The 18,848-nt window shown below is 70.8% G+C and carries 14 protein-coding genes; all 14 read right to left on the minus strand.

The genetic code is table 11. From position 1 onward, the window contains the following. Positions 1 to 32: 32 nt before the first annotated feature. Positions 33 to 662, minus strand: a complete 630-nt coding sequence (locus OO48_RS34985; RefSeq protein ID WP_157845410.1) for a hypothetical protein — start codon at positions 660 to 662, stop codon at positions 33 to 35. Positions 663 to 780: 118 nt separating this feature from the next. Then, positions 781 to 1,455 (minus strand): response regulator transcription factor, encoded by a 675-nt coding sequence (locus OO48_RS09165; RefSeq protein ID WP_033214050.1) that lies wholly within the window; start codon positions 1,453 to 1,455, stop codon positions 781 to 783. A gap of 13 nt (positions 1,456 to 1,468) precedes the next feature. Next, the gene (locus OO48_RS09170) at positions 1,469 to 2,641 is read right to left on the minus strand and encodes a sensor histidine kinase (protein ID WP_033214052.1); all 1,173 of its coding nucleotides are present in this window, start codon (positions 2,639 to 2,641) and stop codon (positions 1,469 to 1,471) included. Positions 2,642 to 2,755: 114 nt separating this feature from the next. Next, a complete protein-coding gene (locus OO48_RS09175; RefSeq protein ID WP_033214054.1) occupies positions 2,756 to 4,207 on the minus strand; it encodes a WGR domain-containing protein in 1,452 nt (483 codons plus the stop codon). A 101-nt stretch (positions 4,208 to 4,308) separates the two neighbouring features. Next, positions 4,309 to 4,977 carry a DUF4097 family beta strand repeat-containing protein gene (locus OO48_RS09180; RefSeq protein WP_033214056.1) on the minus strand — a complete coding sequence of 223 codons (669 nt, stop codon included), beginning with the start codon at positions 4,975 to 4,977 and terminating at the stop codon, positions 4,309 to 4,311. 169 nt (positions 4,978 to 5,146) lie between these two features. Beyond that, positions 5,147 to 9,040, minus strand: a complete 3,894-nt coding sequence (locus tag OO48_RS09185) for a DNA-directed RNA polymerase subunit beta' (RefSeq protein ID WP_033214058.1) — start codon at positions 9,038 to 9,040, stop codon at positions 5,147 to 5,149. 105 nt (positions 9,041 to 9,145) lie between these two features. Then, on the minus strand, positions 9,146 to 12,619 hold the full coding sequence (gene rpoB, locus OO48_RS09190; protein ID WP_033214060.1) for a DNA-directed RNA polymerase subunit beta: 3,474 nt from the start codon (positions 12,617 to 12,619) through the stop codon (positions 9,146 to 9,148). Positions 12,620 to 13,227: 608 nt separating this feature from the next. Next, positions 13,228 to 13,611 carry a 50S ribosomal protein L7/L12 gene (gene rplL, locus OO48_RS09195; RefSeq protein WP_033214070.1) on the minus strand — a complete coding sequence of 128 codons (384 nt, stop codon included), beginning with the start codon at positions 13,609 to 13,611 and terminating at the stop codon, positions 13,228 to 13,230. An 83-nt stretch (positions 13,612 to 13,694) separates the two neighbouring features. Continuing rightward, complete coding sequence (gene rplJ / locus OO48_RS09200) at positions 13,695 to 14,249, minus strand: 50S ribosomal protein L10 (RefSeq protein WP_014136320.1); 555 nt, start codon at positions 14,247 to 14,249, stop codon at positions 13,695 to 13,697. A gap of 294 nt (positions 14,250 to 14,543) precedes the next feature. Then, positions 14,544 to 15,344 carry an SCO4651 family lipoprotein gene (locus OO48_RS09205; protein ID WP_033214072.1) on the minus strand — a complete coding sequence of 267 codons (801 nt, stop codon included), beginning with the start codon at positions 15,342 to 15,344 and terminating at the stop codon, positions 14,544 to 14,546. Between the two features lie 105 nt (positions 15,345 to 15,449). After that, on the minus strand, positions 15,450 to 16,262 hold the full coding sequence (locus tag OO48_RS09210) for an SCO4651 family lipoprotein (RefSeq protein ID WP_167346431.1): 813 nt from the start codon (positions 16,260 to 16,262) through the stop codon (positions 15,450 to 15,452). 185 nt (positions 16,263 to 16,447) lie between these two features. After that, positions 16,448 to 17,170, minus strand: coding sequence for a 50S ribosomal protein L1 (rplA, locus tag OO48_RS09215; protein WP_033214076.1), 723 nt, complete (start codon positions 17,168 to 17,170; stop codon positions 16,448 to 16,450). 78 nt (positions 17,171 to 17,248) lie between these two features. Continuing rightward, a complete protein-coding gene (rplK, locus tag OO48_RS09220; protein ID WP_030457453.1) occupies positions 17,249 to 17,683 on the minus strand; it encodes a 50S ribosomal protein L11 in 435 nt (144 codons plus the stop codon). Positions 17,684 to 17,852: 169 nt separating this feature from the next. Next, positions 17,853 to 18,731, minus strand: coding sequence for a transcription termination/antitermination protein NusG (gene nusG / locus OO48_RS09225; RefSeq protein ID WP_033214078.1), 879 nt, complete (start codon positions 18,729 to 18,731; stop codon positions 17,853 to 17,855). Positions 18,732 to 18,848 lie beyond the last annotated feature (117 nt).

Below are 18,848 nucleotides of genomic sequence, written 5' to 3' on the forward strand. Positions count from 1 at the left end.
CGGCACGGCACCGGTCGGCCGGTGACGCGCCGTCACTCCCCGGCGGCCCGCGCCCCGGACCGCCCGCTCACGCCCCGGACGGCACCGGCCCCAGCCGGTCGCAGCCGGCCGCGGCCGGTGTCCGGCACGGGCAGGAACGCGGCCAGGTGCAGCGCCGCGCCGACGGCCAGGAAGTCCAGCGAGGCGCCCATCGCCAGGGTGCCCAGCAGTACCAGGGCCGGGCTCCACCAGGGGACGGCGCGGCGCAGCGACAGCAGCACCAGCAGCGCGATCAGGCCGGTGTACAGCAGCAGCACCGGGACGGTGCCGTACACCAGCGGCTGCACGCCGGGCACCGACCGCACCCGGTCGAAGACCGCCGAGCGGTCCGCGCGGTCCGCGGCGACCGCGTTGGCGTACAGGTCGATGCCCGCCTGGACCAGGCCGGAGGCGACGCCGGCGCACCCGGCCGCCAGCCAGACCCGGCCCCAGGCCGAGCCCCGGCCGACCAGGCGCCACAGTCCGACCAGCCCGGCGCCCAGCAGCGCCAGGCCCGCGAACATCGCCAGGTGCCCCACCGTCCAGCCGACGCCCACGCCGCGCGAGCCCGGCACCAGGCGCACCAGCCCGTACACCGCCATCAGCCCGGCCGACCACCCCAGTGCCCGTCGTCCCGTCACCATCTGTCCCGTCCCCCTCGTGAGAGTGCCCTTCCCGACGTCTCCGAGCCTGCCGGGCCGGGTCGCCGCGCACCTCCCCCGCGCCGGTGAGAAACGGGCCTCCCCCGTGAGGGGGAACCGGCTACTCCCCCGCGGTCACCGCCCCCGCCTCGTAGGCGAACACCACGGCGTGGACGCGGTCGCGCAGGCCGAGCTTCTGCAGGAGGTTGCTGACGTGCGTCTTGACGGTGTGCTCGCTGACCACCAGCTCGGCGGCGACCTCGGCGTTGGACATGCCCCGGGCGACCAGCCGCAGGGTCTCCAGCTCCCGCGCGGTGAGCGACCCCAGGAGCCGTCCGAGCGGCCGGGTGACGGGCAGCGGGCCGGCGGCCTTGCGGGCGGTGACCTCGCCGATGACGCGGCGGGTGACAGACGGCGCGAGCAGCGCCTCGCCGGAGTGGACGACCCGGACGGCGTGGGCGAGGTCGTCGCGGCGGACGTCCTTGAGCAGGAAGCCGCTGGCCCCGGCGTACAGCGCGTCGAAGACGTAGTCGTCGACGTCGAAGGTGGTCAGCATGACGACCTTGCAGCCGGGGTGTTCGGCGCAGACCCGGCGGGCGGCCTCCAGGCCGTCCATGACGGGCATCCGGACGTCCAGCAGCAGGACGTCCGGGGCGTGTTCGCGGACGGCGTCGACGGCCTGCCGCCCGTCGCCCGCCTCGGCGACCACCTCGATGTCGGGCTGGGCGTCGAGGATCATGCCGAAGCCGGCCCGGACCAGCTCCTGGTCGTCGGCGATCACCACTCGTATGGTCAACTCTCGCTCCTTCTCAGACGTCGAGCGGCAGCACGGCTGCCACCAGGTAGCCGGTCCCGCCGGCCCGCGGCCCGGTCTCGGCGCTGCCGCCGCAGGCCGCCGCGCGCTCCCGGATGGAGAGCAGGCCGCGGCCGCCGGAGCGCCCGTCGACGCCCGCGCCGGCCGGGGCGGGGACCGGCCCCGTGCCGTCGTCGGCGACCTCGACCAGCAGCCGGGTGCCGCCGCGGGCGGCGACCTTGACGCTGACGTGCCGGGCGCCGGCGTGCTTGACCACGTTGGTGAGCGCCTCCTGGACGATCCGGAAGGCCGCGGCCTGCACCTCGGCGGGTCCGGTCTCCTCGATCTCGGCGTGCACGGCGACCCCGGAGTCGCGCACCCGCTGCAGCACGCCCGCGAGCTCCGCCAGCCGGGGCTGCGGGGCGAGCGCGGGCGCCGCCCCCTCCTCCTTCAACACGCCGAGCACGCGCCGCAGTTGCACCATCGCGTCGCGCCCGGAGTCGGAGATGGCGTCGAACGCCCGGATCGCCCGGTCGGGGTCGCTCCGCACCACCAGCGGCCCGGCCTCGGCCTGGACCACCATCAGGGAGACCGCGTGGGCGAGGATGTCGTGCATCTCGCGGGCGATCCTGGCCCGCTCCTCGACGACCGCCCGGGCCGCGTCGCTGGCCGCCCGCAGCCCGACCTGCCGGGCCCGTTCGGCCTCGACGCCCGCCAGCCGGCGCAGCTCCCGCACCATCGAGCCGAGCACGAAGCTGCCGACCGACACCACCAGGCTGAACAGCATGCCGCCGAAGGACCGGGTGCCCAGCACGTTGCCGAGCACCACGGAGACCAGCAGCACGACGCGCTGCCAGTCCCGGCCCCGGTCGGCGACGGTGTAGACGGCGATCGCCGTGGCGAGCTGGATCTGCGGCATCGCGAAGTGCGCGACCACCGACAGCAGCATGGTGGGTGCCGAGCAGGCCAGGACCACCGCCCACGGCGCCCGCTGCCGCCACCACAGCGGCAGCGATCCGGCCAGTGCCAACGCGTAGGCCCACCACTGCCGTTCGGCGTCGTGGGGGTCGGTGTACACCCCCCACAGCGAGACGCCGACGGCCAGCGCCACCAGCACCGCGTTCACCGCCCGGGGCCGGGCCCGCCCCCGGGCCAGCAGCCCCTCCGCCCGCTTTCCCCACGTCCCCATGCCGCGCATCCTCTCGCATCGTCGGACGGCCCCCGCGAGGCCCTCCCGCACGCGCGGAGGGGCGCCCCCGGGCCTCTCGGCCGGACGCGCCCCCCCCGGACGGGCTCCAGGGCGTCACAGCAGCCGCTTGATCTCCCCCCGCGCCCGGTAGAACCCGCCGGACTCGGACCGGCGCACCTCGGCGACCAGGTACCTGGCCCCGGCGACCCGGACGTCCTTGGGGAACTGCACCCGCAGCGCGGCGTCGTAGCCGGGCGTCACCACCCGCACCCGCAGCCGCCCGCCCTCGGCCACGCACTCCACCTCGACGCCCCCGGCCGCCACCGCCCCGGCGCTGACGGTCTCCAGCTCGGCGCCCGCCGCGACCCGCTCGATGCCCGCGCCGCTCACCTCGGCGGTGGCCGGCAGGGTGCCCTGCTCGGCGGCCAGCACGGCGCCCTGGGAGGCGTCCAGACAGGCCAGCGAGCCGTCGGTGGTGACCAGGTACAGCCGCCCGTCGCGGTACTGCATGCTGTACGCCGAGCCGCAGCCGGTGCCCAGCTTCCACAGCCGGGTGCCGTCGGCGGCGAAGCAGTAGACGGACGAGTGGTTGTCGCCCGCGAACACGAACTCCCCGTCCGGGGAGGCCGCGCAGGAGAACACCGCGGCGTCGCACCGGTACGCGGCGGCCTCCGAGCCGTCGGCCTTGCGCAGCCGGTGCACCCAGCCCTGCGAGGTGCCGGCGAACACCTCGTCCCTCTCCTGCCAGCCGAACAGCACCGAGCCCTTGGTCCGGGTGTGCCACAGCTGGTCGCCGCCGCGCTTGGCGTACCGGGCCACGCCCGCCGACCAGCCGTGGTAGACCGACTCGGCGTCGCAGCGCACCATCCAGCCGGACGAGCCCTGCGCGCTCCGGCGCCACTGGAACTCGTCCTCGTGGTCGACGGTGGTCAGCCCGCCCCGCTCGTCGGCGACGCCGAGCACGCCGTCGTGGATGTCCAGCCAGTAGATGTCCACGTCCTGGGCGATCTCGTACGCCACCCGCGGCACCTTCCCGCCGAGGTCGTACACCTTGCCGTCGTCGCAGCCCGCGTAGATCCACCAGTCGTCGGCGACGATGCACTTGACGCCGTCGGGCAGCCCGAACCGGCCGGTGACCCGCCCGTCGGTGGTCAGCGTGTAGACGTCGCCCTGCTCGTTGCCGACCCAGGCGTGCTCCTCGCCGACGTACACCCCGAACGCGGGCGAGCCGGAGCGGAAGCGCCACAGCAGCGGCGCCTGGCGGGCGGTGGAGCGGGTGGAGGCGATCTGCCGGCGGGTCACCGACCGGCGCTGGCGCACGCCCGGCACGGCCGGGGCGTAGCCCTTGCGGACCTTCTCGCCGATCTTCCTGGCGGCCTGCGCGGCGGCCTTCTCGGCGCTCGCGCAGACCGTGGACTTGGTGGTGCCCGGCTCGCCGATCCGGCCGTAGCGGATCGTCAACTCGGCTTCCTTGACCGTGACTTCGTAGAACTTGTGGGCGCTCCCCTCGTCCTCGGAGAGTTCCAGGTAGGTCACCTGCGGTTCCGCGGAAACGGTGGCAGCCATGGCCGACGCCCCTTTCGGGCACAGAGTTCTGGGGGTGCCGGCGGGGCCCTCGCCACCTGCCGACACCACTCAACCTACGGCCCGGCACCGACAGTCGGCGCTCAGCCGGTACCGACCTTCACGCCGCCGGTGTTCGCCCGGGCGACCAGCGTGCGCGCGGCCCCGGCCTGCGAGGGCACGCTCACCTCGGTGCCGCCCGTCGAGGCGTGCGCGTCCACCTCGTACGCCTCCCCCGGGGGCACGGTCAGCTCCACCCCGCCGGTCTCGGTGCGCAGTTCGACCCGGGTCGGCGCCGCCGCGAACCGGGCCGACACGCCGCCGGTCTCGGCCTTCAGCACGACGTTGGCACTGCGCAGCCCGGTGGCCTCCACGCCGCCGGTGACCGCCTCCGCGGTGACGTCCCCGCTCAGACCGCGCACCCGGATGCCGCCGGTGGTCTCCTTCAGCCGCAGCACCGTCCCGGCGGGCACCCGCACCTCGTAGCCGACCCCGCACCGCGAGCAGGAGTACGTCAGCTCCAGCACCCCGTCGGCGAGCACGTGGGTGGCCTGCGGCTCCTCGTCCTGCCAGTTGCGCTTCTCCACCACCCGCACCGGCCCGTCGCCGGCCGTCACCTCGATCCCGCCGACCTCGCCGTCCACCCGCAGCTCGGTGACCCGCCCGGGCACCTCGTACGACACCGTCTTCTTCCGGTCGTCCCACGGCCCGCACCCGACCGCCCCGCCCGCCAGCAGCCCCACGACGGCCACCGCCCCCACCAACCGCTTCACCGCGGCCTCCCTTCGACGACCACCAGTCTCCCGGCGCCCCTCCCCGCCCGCCTCCCTCCCGGGAGCGGTTCCCCGGCCTCCGTCCCGGGAGGGATCCCCCTAGGGGGCGAACGCCGCAGGGCGGCCACCCCGAGTGGGGTGACCGCCCTGCGGTGCAGCCGGTGACGGATCAGCCGGTGTACGGGCCGTAGTCGTAGTCGTCCAGCGGGACGGCCTGACCGGAGCCCGCGCCGAACGGCGACAGGTCGTAGTCGTCGTAGCCGACGGCCGAGTACATCGCGGCCTTGGCCTCCTCGGTCGGCTCGACCCGGATGTTGCGGTAGCGGGGAAGACCCGTACCGGCCGGGATGAGCTTGCCGAGGATGACGTTCTCCTTGAGGCCCAGCAGCGGGTCCGACTTGGCGTGGATCGCCGCGTCGGTGAGCACCCGGGTCGTCTCCTGGAAGGAGGCGGCCGACAGCCAGGACTCGGTGGCCAGCGAGGCCTTGGTGATACCCATCAGCTGCGGACGGCCGGAGGCGGGGTGGCCGCCCTCGGACACCACGCGGCGGTTCTCCTGCTCGAAGCGGCCGCGCTCGACGAGCTCGCCCGGGAGCAGCTCGGCGTCGCCCGACTCGATGATCGTCACGCGGCGGAGCATCTGCCGGATGATGATCTCGATGTGCTTGTCGTGGATCGACACGCCCTGCGAGTTGTAGACCTTCTGGACTTCGGCGACCAGGTGGATCTGGACGGCACGCTGGCCCATGATGCGCAGCACGTCGTGCGGGTTGGTCGCACCGACGGTCAGCTTCTGGCCGACCTCGACCGCCTCGCCCTCGCTGACCAGCAGCTTGACGCGCTTGGAGACCGGGTAGGCGATCTCGTCCGAGCCGTCGTCGGGGGTGACGACGACCTTGCGGGTCTTCTCGGTGTCCTCGATCCGGACGCGGCCGGCCGCCTCCGAGATCGGGGCCACACCCTTGGGGGTGCGGGCCTCGAAGAGCTCGACGACACGCGGCAGACCCTGGGTGATGTCGTCACCGGCCACACCACCGGTGTGGAAGGTGCGCATGGTCAGCTGGGTGCCGGGCTCACCGATGGACTGGGCGGCGATGATGCCGACCGCCTCACCGATGTCGACCAGCTTGCCGGTGGCCAGCGAGCGGCCGTAGCAGAAGGCACAGGTGCCGACCGCGGACTCGCAGGTCAGGATCGAGCGGACCTTGACCTCGCTCACGCCGTGCCGGATCAGCTCGTCCATCAGGACGTCGCCGAGGTCGGTGTTGGCGGTGGCGATCAGCTTGCCGTCGACGGTGATGTCCTCGGCGAGCATGCGGGCGTAGACGCTGGTCTCGACGTCGTCGGCCTTGCGCAGCACGCCGTCCGGGCCGACCGAGCCGATCGACAGCTTGAGGCCGCGCTCGGTGCCGCAGTCCTCCTCGCGGATGATCACGTCCTGCGAGACGTCCACCAGACGACGGGTCAGGTAACCCGAGTCGGCGGTGCGCAGCGCGGTGTCGGCCAGACCCTTACGGGCACCGTGGGTGGAGATGAAGTACTCCAGCACGGACAGGCCCTCACGGAACGAGGCCTTGATCGGACGGGCGATGGTCTCGTTCTTCGCGTTCGACACCAGACCGCGCATACCGGCGATCTGACGCATCTGCATCATGTTTCCGCGCGCGCCCGAGTCGACCATCATGAAGATGGGGTTCGTCTTCGGGAAGTTCGCGGCCATCGCGTCGGCGACCTCGTTGGTCGCGCGGGTCCAGATGCCGACCAGCTCGGACTTGCGCTCGTTGTCGGTGATCAGACCGCGCTCGTACTGCTTCTGGACCTTCTCCGCCTGCGCCTCGTAGCCCTCCAGGATGGCGGGCTTGCTCGGCGGGACGATGACGTCCGAGATCGAGACGGTGACACCGGAACGGGTCGACCAGTGGAAGCCGGCCGCCTTCAGGTTGTCGAGCGCCGCGGCGACGACGACCTTCGGGTAGCGCTCGGCGAGGTCGTTGACGATCGCCGACAGCTGCTTCTTGCCGACCTCGTAGTCGACGAACGGGTAGTCCTCGGGCAGCAGCTCGTTGAAGAGCGCGCGGCCCAGGGTGGTGGTGATCCGGAACGGCTCGCCCTCGGTCCAGGCCGGCTGCCCGTCCTCGTCCACCGGCGGGGTCCAGCCGCGCGGCGGGACGGTGCCGGCCGGCAGGCGCAGGTCGATCGGGGCCTGGACGTCCAGCTCGCGGGCGTCGAAGGCCATGATCGCCTCGGCGGTCGAGGAGAAGGAACGGCCCTTGCCCTTGACCTCCTCGCGGTCGGAGGTGAGGAAGAACAGGCCCAGCACCATGTCCTGGGTCGGCATGGTGACGGGACGGCCGTCGGCCGGCTTCAGGATGTTGTTCGAGGACAGCATCAGGATGCGGGCCTCGGCCTGCGCCTCCGCGGACAGCGGCAGGTGCACGGCCATCTGGTCGCCGTCGAAGTCCGCGTTGAACGCGGTGCAGACGAGCGGGTGGATCTGGATGGCCTTGCCCTCGACCAGCTGCGGCTCGAAGGCCTGGATGCCGAGGCGGTGCAGGGTGGGCGCACGGTTCAGCAGCACCGGGTGCTCGGCGATGACCTCTTCGAGGACGTCCCACACCACGGGGCGGGCGCGCTCGACCATGCGCTTGGCCGACTTGATGTTCTGCGCGTGGTTCAGGTCGACCAGGCGCTTCATCACGAACGGCTTGAAGAGCTCCAGCGCCATGGCCTTGGGCAGGCCGCACTGGTGCAGCTTGAGCTGCGGGCCGACGACGATGACCGAACGGGCCGAGTAGTCGACGCGCTTGCCGAGCAGGTTCTGGCGGAAACGACCCTGCTTGCCCTTGAGCATGTCGGACAGCGACTTCAGCGGACGGTTGCCGGGGCCCGTGACCGGGCGGCCGCGGCGGCCGTTGTCGAAGAGCGCGTCGACGGCCTCCTGGAGCATGCGCTTCTCGTTGTTCACGATGATCTCGGGCGCGCCGAGGTCGAGAAGCCGCTTCAGGCGGTTGTTGCGGTTGATGACGCGGCGGTACAGGTCGTTCAGGTCGGAGGTGGCGAAGCGGCCACCGTCGAGCTGGACCATCGGGCGCAGGTCCGGCGGGATCACCGGGACGCAGTCGAGCACCATGCCCTTGGGCTTGTTGCTGGTCTGCAGGAAGGCGGAGACGACCTTGAGGCGCTTGAGCGCGCGGGTCTTCTTCTGGCCCTTGCCGGTGCGGATGATCTCGCGGAGGCGCTCGGCCTCCTCCGCCAGGTCGAAGGACTCCAGGCGGTCCTTGAGGGCCGCGGCGCCCATCGAGCCGGAGAAGTAGGTGCCGAAGCGGTCGCGCAGCTCGCGGTAGAGCAGCTCGTCGCCCTCGAGGTCCTGGACCTTGAGGTTCTTGAAGCGGGTCCAGACCTCGTCCAGGCGGTCGATCTCGCGCTGCGTGCGGTCGCGCAGCTGCTTCATCTCGCGCTCGGCGCCCTCGCGCACCTTGCGGCGCACGTCGGCCTTGGCGCCCTCGGCCTCCAGCTCGGCCAGGTCGGCCTCGGCCTTCTTGGCCCGGGCCTCCAGGTCGGCGTCGCGCCGGTTCTCGATCTGCTGGCGCTCGACCGAGACGTGCGCCTCCAGGGACGGGAGGTCGCGCTGGCGACGCTCGTCGTCCACCCAGGTGATCATGTAGGCGGCGAAGTAGATGACCTTCTCGAGGTCCTTCGGCGCCAGGTCGAGCAGGTAGCCCAGGCGCGACGGGACGCCCTTGAAGTACCAGATGTGGGTGACCGGGGCGGCCAGCTCGATGTGGCCCATCCGCTCGCGGCGCACCTTGGCGCGGGTCACCTCGACGCCGCAGCGCTCACAGATGATGCCCTTGAAACGGACGCGCTTGTACTTGCCGCAGTAGCACTCCCAGTCCCGGGTGGGACCGAAGATCTTCTCGCAGAAGAGGCCGTCCTTTTCCGGCTTCAGCGTGCGGTAGTTGATGGTCTCCGGCTTCTTCACCTCGCCGTGCGACCACTGGCGGATGTCGTCGGCGGTGGCCAGTCCGATGCGGAGCTCGTCGAAGAAGTTGACGTCAAGCACTGGTCGTCAAGCCCTCTTTCGTGATTCGAGAGTCTGTCTGTTGGTCTGAGGGGGGCCTGGGGGCTGGGCCGGCCCGGGTTCTACGCCAGGCCGGCCCGGCCTCCGTCAGACCTCTTCGACGCTGCTCGGCTCGCGCCGGGACAGGTCAATGCCGAGCTCCTCGGCGGCGCGGAACACGTCCTCGTCGCTGTCGCGCATCTCGATGGACTGGCCGTCCGAGGACAGCACCTCCACGTTGAGGCAGAGCGACTGCATTTCCTTGATGAGGACCTTGAAGGACTCGGGAATGCCGGGCTCGGGGATGTTCTCGCCCTTGACGATCGCCTCGTAGACCTTCACGCGGCCCAGGACGTCGTCGGACTTGATGGTGAGCAGTTCCTGCAGCGCGTAGGCGGCGCCGTACGCCTCAAGGGCCCACACCTCCATCTCACCGAAGCGCTGACCACCGAACTGCGCCTTACCACCGAGCGGCTGCTGGGTGATCATCGAGTACGGGCCGGTCGAACGGGCGTGCAGCTTGTCGTCGACCAGGTGGTGCAGCTTGAGGATGTACATGTAGCCGATCGAGATCGGCATCGGGAACGGCTCGCCGGAGCGGCCGTCGAACAGCCGGGCCTTGCCGGTGGAGTTCACCAGGCGCTCACCGTCACGGGTGAGGGTGGTGTTGTCCAGCAGGCCGGTGATCTCGTCCTCGCGGGCGCCGTCGAACACCGGGGTGGCGAGGTTGGTGCCGCCCTCGACCACGTCGGCGCCGATCGCCTGGAGGCGCTGGGCCCACTCGTCGGCGAGGCCGGAGACGTCCCAGCCCTGCTGGGCGAGCCAGCCGAGGTGGATCTCCAGGACCTGTCCCGGGTTCATTCGGGACGGGACGCCCAGCGGGTTCAGGATGATGTCGACCGGGGTGCCGTCCTCCAGGAACGGCATGTCCTCGACCGGCAGGATCTTGGAGATGACGCCCTTGTTGCCGTGGCGGCCGGCCAGCTTGTCACCGTTGGTGATCTTGCGCTTCTGGGCGACGTAGACGCGGACCAGCTGGTTCACGCCCGGGGGGAGCTCGTCCCCCTCCTCGCGGTCGAAGACGCGGACGCCGATGACCTTGCCGGACTCGCCGTGCGGCACCTTCAGCGAGGTGTCGCGGACCTCGCGGGCCTTCTCGCCGAAGATCGCGCGGAGCAGGCGCTCCTCCGGGGTCAGCTCGGTCTCGCCCTTCGGGGTGACCTTGCCGACCAGGATGTCGCCGGTGACGACGTCGGCGCCGATCCGGATGATGCCGCGCTCGTCGAGGTCGGCGAGGACCTCCTCGGAGACGTTCGGGATGTCCCGGGTGATCTCCTCGGGGCCCAGCTTGGTGTCACGGGCGTCGACCTCGTGCTCCTCGATGTGGATCGAGGAGAGGACGTCGTCCTGGACGAGGCGCTGCGACAGGATGATCGCGTCCTCGTAGTTGTGGCCCTCCCACGACATGAACGCCACGAGGAGGTTCTTGCCGAGGGCCATCTCGCCCTCGTCGGTGCACGGGCCGTCGGCCAGCACCTGGCCGGCCTCGACCCGGGCGCCCTCGTCCACGAGCACCTTCTGGTTGAAGGCGGTGCCCTGGTTGGAGCGGGTGAACTTGGCGGCCCGGTAGGTGTTGTACGTGCCGTCGTCGTTGGCGACGGTGACGTAGTCGGCCGAGACCTCCTGCACCACGCCGGCCTTGTCGGCGGTGATGACGTCCGCGGCGTCGACGGCGCAGCGGTACTCCATGCCGGTGCCGACCAGCGGCGCCTCGCTGCGCAGCAGCGGGACGGCCTGGCGCATCATGTTCGAGCCCATCAGCGCGCGGTTGGCGTCGTCGTGCTCGAGGAAGGGGATCATGGCGGTCGCGACCGACACCATCTGGCGCGGCGAGACGTCCATGTAGTCGATCTCGGTGCCGGGGATGTAGTCGATCTCGCCGCCGCGGCGGCGGACCAGGACGCGGGGCTCGGCGAAGGTCAGCTCCGCGGTGAGCGGGGCGTTGGCCTGCGCGATGACGTACCGGTCCTCCTCGTCCGCGGTCAGGTAGTCCACGGCCTCGGTGACGACGCCGTCGACGACCTTGCGGTACGGGGTCTCGATGAAGCCGAACGCGTTGACCCGGCCGTACGAGGCCAGCGAGCCGATCAGACCGATGTTCGGGCCTTCGGGGGTCTCGATCGGACACATGCGGCCGTAGTGCGAGGGGTGCACGTCACGGACCTCGAAGCCGGCCCGCTCGCGGGACAGACCACCGGGGCCGAGCGCGGACAGACGGCGCTTGTGGGTCAGGCCCGACAGCGGGTTCGTCTGGTCCATGAACTGCGACAGCTGGCTGGTGCCGAAGAACTCCTTGATGGAGGCGACGACCGGCCGGATGTTGATCAGGGTCTGCGGCGTGATCGCCTCGACGTCCTGGGTGGTCATGCGCTCGCGGACCACCCGCTCCATGCGGGCGAGGCCGGTGCGGACCTGGTTCTGGATCAGCTCGCCGACGTTGCGCAGGCGGCGGTTGCCGAAGTGGTCGATGTCGTCGACCTCGATGACGATGTCGCGGCCCTCGTCATCGCGCCACTCGGTCTCGCCGGCGTGCAGCTTCACCAGGTACTTGATGGTGTTGATGATGTCCGGCTCGGTGAGCACGCCGGAGTCGAGCGACTCGGCGTTGCCCAGCTTCCGGTTCACCTTGTACCGGCCGACCTTGGCGAGGTCGTAGCGCTTCGGGTTGAAGTACAGGTTCTCCAACAGCGTCTGCGCGGCCTCGCGGGTCGGCGGCTCGCCCGGACGCAGCTTGCGGTAGATGTCGAGCAGCGCGTCGTCCTGGCCCTGGGTGTGGTCCTTCTCCAGGGTGGCGCGCATCGACTCGTACTCGCCGAACTCCTCCAGGATCATCTCGGTCGTCCAACCGAGGGCCTTGAGCAGCACGGTGACCGACTGCTTGCGCTTGCGGTCGATGCGGACACCGACCATGTCGCGCTTGTCGATCTCCATCTCCAGCCAGGCACCGCGGGAGGGGATGATCTTGGCGGAGAAGATGTCCTTGTCGGAGACCTTGTCCAGGGTGGAGTCGAAGTAGACGCCCGGGGAACGCACCAGCTGGGACACGACGACACGCTCGGTGCCGTTGATGATGAACGTGCCCTTGTTGGTCATGAGCGGGAAGTCGCCCATGAACACGGTCTGGGACTTGATCTCACCGGTCTCGTTGTTGGTGAACTCCGCGGTGACGAAGAGCGGGGCCGCGAAGGTGAAGTCGCGGTCCTTGCACTCGTCGATGGAGTTCTTCGGCGGCTCGAAACGGTGGTCCCGGAAGGTCAGGGACATCGACCCGCTGAAGTCCTCGATCGGGGAGATCTCTTCGAAGATCTCCTCCAGACCGGACTTCGTGGGGACGTCCTGACCACTCTCCAGGGCAGCCTCGACCCGGGACTTCCAGGCCGCGTTCCCGAGCAGCCAGTCAAAGCTCTCGGTCTGCAGGGCCAGGAGGTTCGGGACCTCGAGGGGCTCCTTGATCTTCGCGAACGAGACGCGGAGCGGGGCGGTGGATGCGGAATTGTTCGAGGCGTTGCGCGGCGCGGCCAAGAGGGGGGTCCTTCCGAGGGCTCGGAGCTCACTACGCGCATACCGGCCGGGCCTTGCCGAGGGGTGAAACCCCAGGTCAGGACAGGGACCACTCCGGGCGACGAGTCACGGAGCAGCTAACAGGCAGCGCAAAGGGACAGTGTAGCCAATGGCGACACTGCTAGCAAGCCCTGATTCGGAGACCGAATCGGACGCTCCTCCCGTACAACCGACAACCCGGGCAGTGATCCCTCACCGGCCGGGCCGTCGCACCCACTTCTGCGTCACCGGGAACCTTCCCAGTGCCGCCGCCGAATATGCATCGTCGGCGGTACCGCTTGGGCACGCGCCTCGAGAATCGCGCGCCGCGTGCTGTTCGTCAAGGCCCCCACCAGGGTGTGGACCTCGCAGTGCCCATCGTCCGGGCGGCCCCACGCGTTACACGCTGCCTGCACCCGGGGGTCGACGGACAGCGATCACCCTACCCCCGGGCGCCGACAGGGGCCGATTCCCCCTTGGGCCATCGGGAGCAACCGGGCGGACCGGCCGGGAACGCGAGCAGGCCGGGCCGGCCACCCCGGAGGGTGGCCGGCCCGGCCCGCGAAGAACCTCTCAGAGAGAGGAACGAGTCACTTGACGGTGACCTTGGCGCCGGCGCCCTCGAGCTGGGCCTTCGCCTTCTCGGCGACGTCCTTGGCGACCTTCTCCAGAACCTTCGCACCGGCGGTGTCGACGAGGTCCTTGGCCTCCTTCAGGCCGAGGGAGGTGAGGGCGCGCACCTCCTTGATGACCTGGATCTTCTTGTCGCCGGCACCCTCGAGGATGACGTCGAACTCGTCCTGCTCCTCGGCGGCCTCGGCGGCCGGGGCAGCGCCACCGGCGGCGGCGACGGCGACCGGCGCGGCGGCGGTGACGTCGAACTTCTCCTCGAACGCCTTCACGAACTCGGAGAGCTCGATCAGGGTCATGCCCTCGAACTGCTCGAGCAGGTCCTCGGTGCTGAGCTTCGCCATGATTGGCGTCCTTCCACTAATTCGGCAGGTGCCGGATGTACGGGTTGGCGGGCGTGCTTACGGGCCCGCTGGGACGGGAGTGGTTACTCCGCGTCCTCGGCGGGAGCCGGAGTACCGGCACCGCCCTGCTCGACCTTCTCGCGCAGCGCTTCCACGGTGCGAACGAGCTTGGACGGGAGCGCCTGGAAGACCGCGGCAGCCTGGGAGGGCTTGGCCTTCAGGGCGCCCGCCAGCTTGGCGAGCAGCACCTCGCGGGACTCGAGGTCCGCGAGCTTCTTGATCTCATCGGCGGACAGCGCCTTACCGTCAAGGACACCGCCCTTGATGATGAGAGCAGGGTTCTCCTTGGCGAAGTCACGCAGAGCCTTCGCCGACTCCACCGGGTCACCGGTGACGAAGGCGACAGCCGTCGGACCGGCGAACAGGTCGTCGAGCTCGGAGATCCCGGCCTCATTGGCCGCGATCTTGGTCAGCGTGTTCTTCACCACGGCGTAATCGGCGTTGCCGCCGAGCGAGCGACGAAGCGTCTTCAGCTGCTTCACCGTGAGACCGCGGTACTCGGTCAGAACGGCGGCGCTGGAGGCACGGAACTTGTCCGTGATCTCGGCGACGTCGGCAGCCTTGTCGGGCCTGGCCATAGGCTTACGCCTCCTTCCGTGATGTCGAAGTCGGGCCGACCTTCGAGAAGTCGACCATCCAACGCCGCGGACCCCAGGAAGCGAAGAAGCCCCGGCGCGCAGGCGCACGGGGCTCGCAATGACCTCGACGGACCGTGAACGGCCCGGAGATCTCCACTCTGCTCCATAACCTGCGCGGGCGATCCGCAGCGGGTGCGGATCCTTCGGCGCCGTCCTCCCTCTCGGGGCACGGCGACAACCAGCGGTCTTTGGCTCGGCCAGCCTAACCGGGCCGGACGGGTTTGACCAAATCCGCTACGGGAGGGCCGGCGGGCTGGCCCCGGTGCCGGGCGCGGTGTCGGCCTCGGCGGGGGCCTGGACGGAGAGCGCGGAGCTGCCGAACTCGCGGTAGTCGACGGTGTCGACCTCGGCGGCGGCCCGGCGCAGCCGCACCACCTGGTCGTTGTCGTCCAGCCACAGGTCGAGCACCACGTCGCCGGGGCCCAGCGCGGTCTCCAGCGCCCGCTGCCGGGCCGGGTCGAGCTGGGTCTGCGCGGCGGCGTACCGGGCGGCGGTGGTGGTGACCCGGTAGTGCTCGGCGGTGGTGTCGAGCAGCTTCTCCTCGCCGACCAGCCGCGGGTCGGGGGCGGCGGCCGCGGCGGCGACCGCGACCACCGGGCTGAGCCGGTCGATCAGGTCGCTGTACGGGATCCGGCCGTTGGAGAACTTCTGCCAGTGCGGGCCGCCGAGCCGGGCCGCGCTCCCCGGGTCGCCGCCCAGGTAGGCGGAGGTGTCCAGCACCATCAGCACCTGGTCGTTCGCGTCGCTCTGGTACTTCAGCACCGTCTTGGGCGCCCAGAACAGCTCGCCCCTGGCGCCCTCGCCGCCGAGCACCGCGGTGTACTCGGCGCGCCGGGCGTCGTGCAGCACCAGCTGGGCGGAGAGCATCACCCCGTGCGGGGAGCGGTCGGTGGGGCTGGGCTGCGCGGTGGACGGGGCGGCGGTGGTGGTCTCGGCGCGGTCGGGCGTCCGGTCGGAGGCGGTGCAGCCGGCGGCCGCGCCGGTGAGCAGGACGGCCGCCAGGAGGGCACCGGCCCCGCGCGCCCGTGCGCCCATCGGTCCCTCCTCCTGCCGCCGCCGTCCGGTCCCCTCACCATGCCATGCGGCCCGCCCGGCCCCGGAGTCGCCCCCGGGCCGGGCGGGCCGCCGGCGCACGGCTTCCTACTGCTGCATCAGGTCCGTCAGGGAGAAGACCTCGGACGGGGCCGGGGCCGGGGTGGCCTTGACCGCGCCGAGCTGGGTGTAGCCGATCACCTGGGGGGCGGATCCGGCGGCGGCCTCCGGGTCCGGGCTGGACTGCTGGACCAGCTCGTTCTTGGCGTTGATCCACAGGTCGACCGTGGAGGTCGTGCCCTTCTTCTTCAGCTCGGCCTGCACCTGGGCCTTGAGGGCCGGGTCCAGGTTCATCTTGGCGATCTGGTCGTCGACCTTGATCTCGCTGCGGTAGTGGGTGGCGCTCTGGCCGCCCACGGTCTCGGTGCCGACCAGGGTGGCGGTGGGCGCGGCGGCGGCCAGCTGCACCGACGGGTTCATCAGCTGCATCATCGCGGCGAAGGTGCCCGCCTCGGCGCCGGCCTCGCCCGAGGCGTCCTTGGTGCTGAGCGACATCCACTTCTTGCCCGGGGCGACCGCGGCCATGTCGGCGGTGGCGCCGACGTACATCTGGTCGCCGACGAAGAGGACCTTGACCTCCTTGCCCTCCTCCTTGGTCTCCATCAGGAAGGAGGCCGGGGCCTTCCACACGTAGTCGGCGGTGCCGTCGCTGTCGCCGCCCTTGACGACCAGCTTGGCGCTGCCCGCCTTGTCCATGACCGCGGCGGCGGCCAGCAGGGCCTCCTTGGGGGGCAGCTTCGCGTCGGCCTTGCCCGCGGCCGGGGCGCTCTGCGAGGCGTCGGTGCCGGTCTTGGCGTCGGTCGAGCCGCCCGAACCGGAGCTGCTGCAGGCGGTCAGGGCGCCGAGGGCCAAACAAGCCACGGCAACGGTACGCAGTGCGCGCACGAGGGTCCCCCTCTGATCGGATTCTCATCTGAAGTACGAGTGCGGACTCTACCGAACCGCTCCGACCGCCGCGCAAACCCTTTCCGAACGCCACCGGGCCCGCACCCCCGAAGGGGTGCGGGCCCGGTGGAACGTTGACCGCGTGGAGAACCGACCCGGGGTCAGACCGCCGCCGGGTCCTCCTCGACGAGGAGGTTGCGGGTGCGGTTGGGGTCCACCTGGATGCCGGGGCCGATGGTGGTGGAGAAGGCGACCTTCTTCAGGTAGCGGCCCTTGGCGGCGGACGGCTTGGCCCGGAGGACCTCGTCGAGCGCGGCGGCGTAGTTCTCGACCAGCTGCTCGTCGGTGAACGAGGTCTTGCCGATGATCAGGTGCAGGTTCGAGTGCTTGTCGACGCGGAACTCGATCTTGCCGCCCTTGATGTCGTTGACGGCCTTGGCGACGTCCGGGGTCACGGTGCCGGTCTTCGGGTTCGGCATCAGGCCACGGGGACCGAGCACGCGGCCCAGGCGGCCGACCTTGCCCATGAGGTCCGGGGTGGCGACGACGGCGTCGAAGTCCAGACGACCCTTGGCGACCTCGTCGATCAGCTCGTCGGAGCCGACGATGTCGGCACCCGCGGCACGCGCGGCCTCGGCACGCTCACCGTTCGCGAAGACCAGGACCCGGGCGGTCTTACCGGTGCCGTGCGGGAGGATGACGGTGCTGCGGACCATCTGGTCGGCCTTGCGCGGGTCGACGCCCAGACGCATGGCGACCTCGACGGTGCCGTCGAACTTGGTGGTGGAGGTCGCCTTGGCGAGGCGGACGGCCTCGAGCGGGGCGTAGATCCGGGCGCGGTCGATCTTGGCGTCCGCGGCCTTGAGGGCCTTGCTGCGCTTCACTGCTGCTCCTGGTGGTTAATGGAGTCGTGGTGGGAACGGGCCGCGCTGGGCCCTACCACGGAGGGCGTACGGGGCTGGTCAGCCCTCGACGGTGATGCCCATCGACCGGGCGGTGCCGGCGATGATCTTCTCCGCCGCGTCCAGGTCGTTGGCGTTCAGGTCGGGCATCTTGGTGGTGGCGATCTCGCGCACCTGGGCCGAGGTCAGCTTGGCGACCTTGGTCTTGTGCGGCTCCTTGGAGCCCTTGTCGATGCCCGCGGCCTTCAGGATGAGGCGAGCGGCCGGCGGGGTCTTCGTGACGAAGGTGAAGGAGCGGTCGTCGTAGACCGTGATCTCCACCGGCACGATCATGCCGCGCTGCGACTCGGTGGCCGCGTTGTACGCCTTGCAGAACTCCATGATGTTGACGCCGTGCTGACCGAGCGCGGGGCCGACCGGCGGGGCCGGGTTCGCCGCACCGGCGTTGATCTGGAGCTTGATAAGCCCCGTGACCTTCTTCTTCTTGGGAGGCATGTCTCTCCGGGTCCTTCCGAGAGGTGATTGCTGATGTGCCCGGCCCCGGGGCGAAACCCGGCCGCCAGGACACACATCGGACCAGGCTAACTGGTCAGGTGTCGCGGAACCAAAACGGTGCCGGGGCGGAGGCTCTCGCCCCGCCCCGGCACCGCCGGTGGACCGTGGGTCAGTTCTTCTGGATCTGGTCGAAGGAGAGCTCCACCGGGGTCTCCCGGCCGAAGATCTCCACCAGGCCCTTGACCTTCTTCGAGTCGGGGTTGATCTCGTTGATGGTCGCCTGCAGGGTCGCGAACGGGCCGTCGGTGACGGTGACCGAGTCGCCGACCTCGAAGTCCAGCACCTGCACCTCGACCGGGCGCACCGGCGAGGCCTTGCCGGCCTCCTTGGCGGCGGCGCGCTCCACGTCGGGGGCGAGCATCTTGACGACCTCGTCCAGGGTCAGCGGGTACGGGTCGTAGGCGTTGCCGACGAAGCCGGTGACACCGGGGGTGTTGCGCACGACGCCCCAGGACTCCGGGGTGAGGTCCATCCGGACCAGCACGTAGCCGGGGAGCTTGTTCTGCCGGATGGTCTTGCGGTCGCCGTTCTTGATCTGGACGACCTCCTCCTGCGGAACCTGGGACTCGAAGATGTAGTCCTCGACGTTCAGCGAGACGGAGCGCTGCTCCAGGTTCTGCTTCACCCGGTTCTCGTAGCCGGCGTAGGTGTGGATGACGTACCACTCGCCGGGCGCGCGGCGCAGCTGCTCGCGGAACTCGGCGACCGGGTCGCTCTCGGCCTCTTCCCCGGCGGGCTCCTCGCCCTCCTCGGCGGCGGCCTCCTCGGCCTCGACCCCGGCCTCGTCCACCTCGTGCACGGCGGCGGCCTCGGCCGGCTCGCCCGCCTCCAGCTCGTCGGCGGCCTCGACCTCGTCCTCCTCGGCGTCCGCCTCGTTGACGATCTCCTCGGCGGCCTCGACGTCGGCAGCCTCGGCCGCGTCCGGCTCGGCGGCGACATCCGCCTCGCGGACGGTCTCGTCGGCGTCGTACAGGGGGGACTCAGACACGGTCGCTGCTTCTTTCCTGGTTGTGGAACGGATACCTCAACAGTACCGACTCAACGGTAGTCGCCCGTGGCCCTTCGCGCCGACAGCTCGACCCGGGCCGAAGGAGTTCGGCCCGGG

The organism is Kitasatospora phosalacinea, assembly GCF_000716545.1.
In the GTDB taxonomy this organism is placed as follows: Bacteria; Actinomycetota; Actinomycetes; order Streptomycetales; family Streptomycetaceae; genus Kitasatospora; species Kitasatospora phosalacinea.

Excerpts from the sequence above, each read along its gene's own strand:
- OO48_RS34985 (WP_157845410.1), bottom strand. The coding sequence starts at position 662 with ATGGTGACGGGACGACGGGCACTGGGGTGGTCGGCCGGGCTGATGGCG.
- OO48_RS09170 (WP_033214052.1), bottom strand. The coding sequence starts at position 2,641 with ATGGGGACGTGGGGAAAGCGGGCGGAGGGGCTGCTGGCCCGGGGGCGG.
- OO48_RS09175 (WP_033214054.1), bottom strand. The coding sequence starts at position 4,207 with ATGGCTGCCACCGTTTCCGCGGAACCGCAGGTGACCTACCTGGAACTC.
- rplL (WP_033214070.1), bottom strand. The coding sequence starts at position 13,611 with ATGGCGAAGCTCAGCACCGAGGACCTGCTCGAGCAGTTCGAGGGCATG.
- rplJ (WP_014136320.1), bottom strand. The coding sequence starts at position 14,249 with ATGGCCAGGCCCGACAAGGCTGCCGACGTCGCCGAGATCACGGACAAG.
- OO48_RS09205 (WP_033214072.1), bottom strand. The coding sequence starts at position 15,344 with ATGGGCGCACGGGCGCGCGGGGCCGGTGCCCTCCTGGCGGCCGTCCTG.
- rplK (WP_030457453.1), bottom strand. The coding sequence starts at position 17,683 with ATGCCTCCCAAGAAGAAGAAGGTCACGGGGCTTATCAAGCTCCAGATC.